Genomic DNA, 8130 nt, shown 5'->3' on the forward strand with positions numbered 1-8130 from the left:
ACCCGCTGCGGCAGCGCGACGAGAACATGGTCGGCCCGGCCTACACGCTGCGCTACATCCCGGCCCGCGAGGACCTGAACGAGATCGCGGTCTTCCGCGACCCCGAGCACCCCCAGCGCAAGGCCGTCGAAGAGGCGCCGTCGGGCGCCGTCATGGTGTTCGACAGCCGCAAGGACTCCCGCGCCGCCTCGGCGGGTGCGATCCTGGTGACCCGCCTGATGGTGCGCGGGCTGGAAGGGGTGGTGACGGATGGCGGCTTCCGCGACAGCCCCGAGATCGCCGCGCTCGACATCCACGCCTATCACGAGCGGCCCTCGGCCCCGACGAACCTGACCCTGCACCAGGCGCTGGACATCAACGTGCCGATCGGCTGCGGCGACGTGGCCGTCTGGCCGGGCGACATCCTGGTCGGAGACGGCGACGGCGTCATGGTGATCCCGCGCGACATCGTCGACGAGGTCGCCGAGGACGCGGTCGAGATGACCGTCTTCGAGGATTTCGTGATCGAGAAGGTCGCCGAAGGCGCAGAGGTCATCGGCCTCTACCCGCCGACGAACCCCGACACCCAGAAGGCCTTCGAAGCCTGGCGCGCCGAGAAGGGCCGCTGAGAGATGGCCAAACCTGCGATCCTGCGCGCCGCCAAGCTGTCGGACCAGACAAACGCGGAGCTCGAAGCAGCATTCGAGGTCCATGACCTGCCCTCGGACGCAACCCGCGCCTCGGCGATGCTCGACGAGGTCGGCCCGCAGCTTCGTGGCATCGCGCTGCGCAAGACGGTAGTGGATGCGGCACTGCTCGACCGCCTGCCGGGCCTGGAGATTATTTCCAGCTACTCGGCCGGGCTTGAGAATGTCGACATCGACACCGCCCGCTCCCGTGGGATCGAGATTGCGAATACCTCGCACATCCTCGCCGAGGAAGTTGCGAACCTCGCACTCGGCCAAATCCTCGGTGTGACGCGAGACATCCACAACGCCGACCGCTATGTGCGCGACGGCAAGTGGCCCGACGCCCCCTACCCGCTTCAGGTCTCCTTGCAGGGCATGGAAGTGGGCATCGTCGGCTTCGGTCAGATCGGTCAAGCGGTCGCGCGGCGCCTGGAAGCGGTTGGCGCCAGTGTCAGCTACAGCGGCCCGCGTCGCAAGCCCGTTGATCTGCCCTATCACGCGACACCGCTGGAGCTGGCGCAAGCGTGCCGGATCGTCGTGCTGACCTGCCCGCTCACACCCGAGACACGCGGGATCGCGGACGCCCGCTTCTTCGAGGCGATCGGCCCGGGGGGCTGGGTCGTGAATATCTCGCGCGGGGCGATCCTGGACGAGGCGGCACTGATCGACGTGTTGAGCCGCGATGCCATTGCCGGCGCAGCGCTGGACGTCTTTGCCGAGGAACCCGAGGTTCCGGAGGCCCTGAAGCGCGATCCACGTGTTCTTCTGACGCCGCATATCGGCAGCGGCACCACACAGACGCGGCAGCGCATGGGCGACGCCATGGTTGATGCGCTCGTCGCCAGGCTGGGAACGGACACGCCCCCAGACCGCTAAGTCTCAGGACGAGAGCCGGGACAACCGGCTCTCCGTCCTAGCGCTGTAGACCACGCCAGCGAAGATCACGGCGCCGCCCACCAGCACCCATATCTCCAACGGCTCGCCGAACAGAGCGAGTCCCAGGAAGGCTGCGATCGGCAAACGCAGAAAGTCGACCGGAATGACCAACGACGCGTCGGCCAGCTTCATCGACCGCGCGACAGACAATTGCGCGAAGAGTCCGCCGATCCCCTGCAGCGCCATGAGCGTCAGCGCCTGCGGGCTGGGCCAGACCCAGACAGGCAGCGCCACCACCAGAGCGACGGGGACTGTGACGAGGAGGTTGCACCATACGATCCTGAGCGGCGCCTCGCGCCCGGAACTAACCTTCATCAGAAGTGCGACGCCCGCAAACAGGATCGCCGACAAGACGGCAAGCGCGAAGCCAAGTCCCGCCTCCACCCCGGGCGGTCGAAGGATGATCAGCATCCCGGCCAGTCCGGCCCCCAGCGCGATAAGTCTGTGCCGCCCTACGCCCTCACCCAGAAACATCATCGAGCCGACGACAACGAACAACGGCATGGAGAACGCGATGGCCGTGACCAAAGCAATCGGCAGCATGGTGATGGCGACGAAATAGGTCAGCATCGCCGCAAGCTTGATCACCGCGCGCAGCCCGTGCAGCGGCCAGAGGCCGTTTCCGTCAAGCGTGCGCTCACCTCGCGGCAGGATCAGGAACAGCGTGATCAAACTGAAGAGATTGCGGAAGAACGCGATCTCCAGCGGATGCACCTCGCCCGCCACGAGGCGAACGAAGACCGTGTCGAGTGCGCTCATGACCGCGTTGAAGGCCATGAGCAGCAGGGCTGCCGGTATTGCGCCCATGTCAGGCCGGGATGCGCTTGGGCTGTTCCCATTTCGGCTTCGGCGAGGCCTCGATCAGCATCCGGGTATAGGGCTGTTCGGGGCGGCGGAAGATCGCCTCGGTCTGCTGCATCTCCACCACCTGCCCTGCCTGCATCACCAATATGCGGTCTGCGAAGTTGCGCACGATCGGCAGGTCGTGGGTGATGAAGATGTAGGCCAACCCCAGCCGATCGCGCAGCTCGGCCAGCAGTTCGATGATCTGCATCTGGATCGACACGTCCAGCGCCGAAACGGCCTCGTCGCAGACGATAAGCTCGGGATCGCAGGCCAGCGCCCGCGCGATGGCGATCCGCTGCCGCTGCCCGCCCGAGAACTGGTGGGGGAAGCGATCGGCATGTTCGGGCTTCAACCCCACCATTTCAAGGAGCTCGCCCACCCGCGCGCGCCAGCGCGACTTCTCGAGAATGTCGGGATGGATCTGCCAAGGCTCCGAGATGATCGAGAACACGCTCATCCGCGGGTTCATCGAGCTGAACGGATCCTGAAACACCATCTGCACGCGGCGTCGGAACTTCAGCAGCGCCGCACGATCCATTTCGAAGATGTCGTTCCCGTGAAACAGGGCCTCGCCCGAGGTCGCGTTCGTCAGCCGCAGGAGCATCTTGGCGATCGTCGACTTGCCAGACCCGGACTCGCCCACGATACCAAGCGTCTCGCCCGCCCTCAGGTCGAAGCTGACGGAATCCACAGCACGGAGCGACTTCGGCGCACGCAACAATCCGGGCGACAGAGTGAACGTCTTTGACAGGTCGCGCACCTGCAGTATCGGCTCGGCGGTCTTGGCGATGCCGTGATCAGCATAACTCGACTCGTCGGGCAACGCACTCATGAGGCGACGAGTATAGTCGTGCTGAGGTGCGGCGAAAACGTCGCGTGCCCGTCCCTGCTCGACGATCTCCCCGGCGTTCATCACGATCACCCTGTCCGCCATGTTGGCGGCGACTTCGAGGTCGTGGGTGATCATCACGATGGCCAGCCCTTCCTCGCGCTGAAGCTCCTTCAACAGGTCGAGGATCTGCGCCTGCACGCTGACGTCAAGCGCGGTCGTCGGTTCGTCCGCGATCAAGAGTTCGGGCCCGAGCGCAATGGCCATTCCGATCATGATGCGCTGCCGCTGCCCGCCGGAGAACTGGTGTGGATACCAGTCGACACGGGTCTCGGGATCGGGGATCCCGACCCGGCGGAGCACCTCGATGCTGCGCCTACGGGCTTCGGCGCCCTTCGCCTTGCCGTGTACTTCGTACACTTCGTCCAGTTGCCAGCCGATCGTATAGACGGGGTTCAGGTGGGACAGCGGATCCTGGAAGATTACCGCGACCTTCGAACCGTTGAAGGCCATGCGCCGCTCTTCGCTCATCCGGGTGACGTCGGTCCCGCGATAGGTCACGCGACCCGATACGATCTCGCCCGGCGGGGTGTCGATCAGCCCCATGACGGCGCTGGCCGAGACCGACTTTCCCGAGCCGCTTTCCCCAAGGATCACCAGTGTCTCTCCTTGTTCGACATGAAAGCTCACGTCGTTCACTGCTCGGAAAGCACCTGCGGCGGAGTGGAAGTCGACGGTCAGGTTCTCGACCGTCAGGAGCGAATTCTTCTCGGTCATTTCTGGATCCTCCGGCGCAGACGGCGCGGCAGTTCGAGACGCCAGCGCTGGTGAGGGTCAGCGTAGGTGCGCCACCAGCTTGAGAGAATATTGAGCGACAACGTGGTCAGCAGGATCATCAGACCCGGCCAGAACGCCACCCACCAGGCGGTGGACAGATAACCCCGTCCGGTCGCCACCATCGACCCCCATGTAAATTCGGGCGACTGAATCCCGAGGCCGAGGAAACTGAGCGAGGATTCCGCCAGCACCACGGTCGCAAAGTCGATGGCGCCGATTGTCAGCATCGTCGGAATGACGACCGGCGCGATGTGGCGAAAGACGATCCGCGCATGGCTCGCGCCGAGGGCGGTCGCAGCGCCGACGAACATCCGTTCGCGCACTTCCAGCACTTCGGCTCGCATCGTGCGCAGATAGATCGGGATACGGGTGATCGCGAGCACGAGGATCAGGTTCGGGATCGAGGGTCCCAGGCTGTAGAGCACGATCAACGCCAAAAGAAGCGACGGAAAACTCATGATCACGTCTGCGAGCCGCAGGATCAGCGTGCTGCCGATCCCCCGGGCGTAGCCGGCGACGAGCCCCAGGGTGCCGCCGAGAAAGAGCGAACACATCACAGCTGCCGCGGCGATTCCCAGCGTGTTCTGCGCCCCCACCACGAGCCGCGCGGCAAGGCTGCGGCCCAGCGTGTCCGCCCCGAGGAAATACGCCGGCCCCATCGATGCGTCGAACGGAGCCAGGTTGCGCGCCCGGAAGTTTGGTGTCGTGGCGAGGTCACCGATGACGACCGGGCCAACAAGGGCGCAGAGCGCGATGAAGATCAGAAACACGACAGCGCAAGCGGCCAGCGGGTCCCGGAAGACCAGCCGGAGCGGCCCTGCCGGACGCTTGGGTTTGGGGCCTGATGCCCCTTCGGCTTTGTCCATGGTCACGAAGCTCATGTCTGCTGGTGCCTAATTCTGGGATCAACGGCCGCGTAGATCAGGTCGATCACGATGTTCATGACGAAGATCGCGACAGCCGTGACCAGCACGGTCGACTGGATCAGCGCGAAGTCCCGGCGAACGATGGCGTCGATCATCAGCTTGCCGATGCCCGGCCAGCCGAAGATTGTCTCGACCACGACCGCGCCGTTCACGAGGCTCGCCATCAGGTCGCCCGCAACGGTAATCACCGGCAGCAGCGCATTGCGAAGGGCGTGGACGAAGATGATCCGACGGCGGGCGACACCTTTGGCCCGGGCGGTCTTGATATATGGCTGACTGAGCACACCCATCATCGACCCGCGCACCACTTGCGTCAAAAGCCCGAAGGGCCGCAGCATTAGGACGCCGATCGGCATGATCCAGTGCAACGCACTACCTGTTCCCGACGTTGGCAACAGCCCGAGGGAAACCGCGAAGACCAGGATAGCGACGATCGCCACCCAGAAGTCCGGCGCGCTGGCCCCCGCGAGCGAGATCGTCGTGGCAAGACGGTCGAACACCCCGCCGGGACGAGCGGCCGCAAGCGACCCCACCACGGCGGCGGCGAACAGGGCCAACGCCATCGCGATCGTCGCAAGTTTGAGCGTTTCCGGGAATGCCTCAAGCGTGACCTCCATGGCCGGGCGATTCCGGCTGAGCGCGGTGCCGAAGTCCAGCTGCGCGAGATCACCTAGATAGCGGAAGAACTGGATGTAGATCGGATCGTCGAACCCATTGAGCTCGTTGAAGGCCTGCCGCTGCGCCTCGGTACTGTCGAGTGGCAGGTAGAGATAGGCCGGATCGCCCGTCAGGCGGGCGAGAAAGAAGACCAGAACGAGCAACGCCACGACGGCGGCCATGCTCTGGGTCGATCTGCGAAAGACGTAGGTGAACACCGGAGCGGCTCCTTTCAGGTGAAAGGCCGGTCCGTTGCCGGACCGGGATAGGCAGCCGGGCTGAACGGACGCCCGGCTGCCTGGACGATCAGTTGAACTTGATGTCCGCCAGGCGGATTTCGCTGTTCGTCTTCAGGTCCGGTTTCCAGTCCAGGCGATCGCCGACGCGGACATAGCCGATCATGTGGTACATCGTGACGTCGCCCACGATATCCTCGTAGACCTTGGCGAAAGCCTGCTGGAACAACTCGCCCCGCTCGTCCCCCGTGGCGGCCATCGCCTCCTCGATGATCTGGTCGAGCTCCTCATTGGCCACGGTCGAGTACTGGCCCTCGCTGTGGTACATCACCGGCACCGTGAAGCCCGCATCGCCCGTGTTGTTGTCGTGTTGCTGCTGGAACAGCGTGGGGCCGCGACCCTCGGGAAACGGCTTGTCGAGGTAGCGCACCCAGTCGTTGGCCTCGAGCTCCTCGATGGCAATATTCAGCCCGATCTCGGACCACAGGGCCTGCATGGCTTCCAGAGACTCCGAAGAGTTCGGGAAGAACCCATTGCGGCCGATCAGCGTGATCTCGGTGTCGACGGGCACGCCGTCGGCCTTGGCCTCTTCGATCAGTGCTTTCGCCTGCTCGGGATCATAAGTGTAAGGTTCTATATCGGAATTGTGCCCGCGAACCCCCGGCACGACCATCTGCGTCGCACGCAGCACATCAGGGCCAAACAGCGCCTCACCCATGCCATCCCAGTCGATCGCCATGTTCAACGCGCGGCGCACACGCTCGTCATCGAGCGGCGGAATCGACATGTCGATCCGCATGCGTGTTGACTCGGAGTTCAGGTAAGCGAAGTCGGTCTCGGGGTTCGTGGCGTCCTGCACGGCGATCGTCGGCGTAAGGTCGGCCTCGCCGGTCTCGACCATGGCGGCACGGATCGCGGATTCGTTGCGCCACAGATAGGTGGCCGTTTCGACCGCAGGCTCATCCCCCCAGTAGCCATCATCGCGTTGGAGCACGATATGCTCGTTGTCGGCCTCGGCCAACGTGTAGGGGCCGGTGCCGACGGGGTCGTTGACCTCTTCGTCGAAGGGCATGTTGGGCGACACGACCTGGATCGTCCCCGCCAGCGTCGGCATGATCGGCATCGGGATGTCCGACTTGATCTCGACGGTGTACTCGTCGACCGCCTCGGGCGTCAGTTCCACATCACCGAATTTCGAGCGGCTATCGCAGGTGAGATCCGGGTTCATCAGGCGGTTGATCGAGTTGACCACTGCCTCGGCGTTGAGCGGCGCCCCGTCCTGAAACTCCACGCCTTCGCGGATCTTGAACCGCCAGGTCGTGTCATCGACCTGCTCCCATTCGGTCGCGAGATGCGGCGTGACCTCGCCGGTGTCCGGCTGGATGATGGTGAGCGTCTCGGTGATGTTCATGTTGATGACGCGCCCGATGTCCGAGCGAATGGACCGGCACGGCTCGAGGTTCGCCGGCTGCTCGGGCAGTACGATCGTCACATCCTGGGCCAGCGCGGCCCCGCCGAAGGACCCTGCCCCGGCGACCAGAGCGGCAATCGCGCTGCCACGCATCAGTGAAAACGTCATGGATATCTCCTCCCGTGCCGGCCCCTCCTCCGAGCCGCGGCATGGCCGGCACATCCCGCGGCTTGTGGCGTTTTCGCCCAACTCGACCAGTCTAGAGCACTAATGCATCAATGGGTCAAGCTTATCGTTTGCCGGTAGTTCAGACCGCGATTTTCCTGTCGCGGACGGCGCTTTCGGCGGCGAGAAGCCGTTCGATCACGGGCGCCAGCGATTTGCGTGCGTCATCGTCGAGGTTCGAGACGAGCGGCGTCAGCGGCCCGCATTCGGCAATGTCGGCGATCCCCATGGAATCGTGCAGCACCGACGTGCCGCCCAGCTCGGCGCGGTGGCGCTCGAACTCCAGGAACGGCGCGGCGAGCTCGGCCGCCTCGTCCGTCCGCCCCGCGCGGTACAGCGACAGAAGCGCGTTCGACGCGGCCGGCGCGATGCAGACGGCGCCCGAGGTGAAGGTCGACATGCCGCGCCCGCCGATATGGTCGGCAATCGGCGTCTCGCCCATGCCGCTCGCGACCTTGTCGACGCCGACCGCGTCGAGGATCACGTCGAGATACGGATCCTGCGCCGGATCACCGCGCTCGACCGCGTACTTGACGTAGCTGACCGTGCCCTCGCCGAT

General features: G+C 64.8%; 8 protein-coding genes. 2 read left to right on the forward strand and 6 right to left on the reverse strand.

The features are described 5' to 3' along the window. Both BMZ25_RS20255 and BMZ25_RS20260 read left to right on the forward strand, forming a co-directional pair. The coding region (locus tag BMZ25_RS20255) for a ribonuclease activity regulator RraA (protein WP_143071586.1) at nt 1-608 on the forward strand (608 nt) is incomplete at its 5' end. A gap of 3 nt (nt 609-611) precedes the next feature. After that, a complete protein-coding gene (locus BMZ25_RS20260; RefSeq protein ID WP_092696450.1) occupies nt 612-1544 on the forward strand; it encodes a 2-hydroxyacid dehydrogenase in 933 nt (310 codons plus the stop codon). Between the two features lie 3 nt (nt 1545-1547). On the opposite strand, the gene BMZ25_RS20265 is transcribed toward BMZ25_RS20260, so the two are convergent. The 6 genes from BMZ25_RS20265 to BMZ25_RS21015 form a co-directional block, all read right to left on the reverse strand. After that, nucleotides 1548-2381, reverse strand: a complete 834-nt coding sequence (locus tag BMZ25_RS20265; RefSeq protein ID WP_092696454.1) for a DMT family transporter — start codon at nt 2379-2381, stop codon at nt 1548-1550. Nucleotides 2382-2412: 31 nt separating this feature from the next. Continuing rightward, nucleotides 2413-4056, reverse strand: a complete 1644-nt coding sequence (locus BMZ25_RS20270) for an ABC transporter ATP-binding protein (RefSeq protein ID WP_092696451.1) — start codon at nt 4054-4056, stop codon at nt 2413-2415. After that, complete coding sequence (locus BMZ25_RS20275; protein WP_218142580.1) at nt 4053-4997, reverse strand: ABC transporter permease; 945 nt, start codon at nt 4995-4997, stop codon at nt 4053-4055. Before BMZ25_RS20275 ends, BMZ25_RS20270 begins: the two co-directional genes overlap by 4 nt. After that, nucleotides 4994-5881, reverse strand: coding sequence for an ABC transporter permease (locus tag BMZ25_RS20280; RefSeq protein ID WP_235859956.1), 888 nt, complete (start codon nt 5879-5881; stop codon nt 4994-4996). Before BMZ25_RS20280 ends, BMZ25_RS20275 begins: the two co-directional genes overlap by 4 nt. Before the next feature lie 124 nt (nt 5882-6005). Then, nucleotides 6006-7514 carry an ABC transporter substrate-binding protein gene (locus tag BMZ25_RS20285; RefSeq protein WP_218142581.1) on the reverse strand — a complete coding sequence of 503 codons (1509 nt, stop codon included), beginning with the start codon at nt 7512-7514 and terminating at the stop codon, nt 6006-6008. Nucleotides 7515-7653: 139 nt separating this feature from the next. Next, on the reverse strand, nt 7654-8130 hold a 477-nt coding region (locus BMZ25_RS21015), incomplete at its 5' end, for a beta/alpha barrel domain-containing protein (protein ID WP_218142582.1).

The organism is Tranquillimonas rosea (assembly GCF_900111315.1).
GTDB classification, from domain to species: Bacteria; Pseudomonadota; Alphaproteobacteria; order Rhodobacterales; family Rhodobacteraceae; genus Tranquillimonas; species Tranquillimonas rosea.